Annotated in this window: 1 protein-coding gene; it reads right to left on the bottom strand. The window is 51.9% G+C overall.

All coding sequences use genetic code 11. The features are described 5' to 3' along the window. Nucleotides 1–387, bottom strand: a 387-nt coding sequence (locus ACTHUE_RS20340; protein ID WP_440424316.1) for a HesA/MoeB/ThiF family protein, incomplete at its 3' end; no start/stop codon positions are given. Nucleotides 388–455 lie beyond the last annotated feature (68 nt).

The following is a 455-nucleotide window of genomic DNA, read 5'->3' as shown; positions in this document are numbered from 1 at the left end:
ATAATTGTCGGAACAATCGAGGATGATGTCCGCGGCGTTTGCCAATTCGACAAGCCTGGCTTCATCGAGAAATTCGGCAATGGCTGTAATGTGTGTTTGGCTGTTGATCTGTTTCAGACGGCCTTGCATGACCAAAGCCTTGTTTTTGCCGATGTCGGCTTCGGTAAACGTGATTTGGCGTTGAAGGTTGGTCTCGTCGATGGTATCGGCATCGGCAATCGTCAGGCGGCCGATACCGGCGGCGGCAAGATACGGCAAGGCCGCCGCACCCAACCCGCCGCAACCGACAACGAGCACATGGGCGGCTAAAAGTTTTTCTTGGCCTTCGATACCGATTTCGTCAAGCAGGATATGGCGGCTGAACCGCAGGAGTTGTTGATCGTTCATCATAACAATAAGGCCGTCTGAAACCCAACGTTCAGACGGCCTGAGTGGTTTAGAAATTAATATTTTCG

The sequence above is a fragment of the Neisseria sp. P0021.S005 genome (assembly GCF_051956955.1).
The sequence above is the reverse complement of the archived record's forward strand: the minus strand, read 5'-3'. Positions and strand labels throughout refer to the sequence as shown.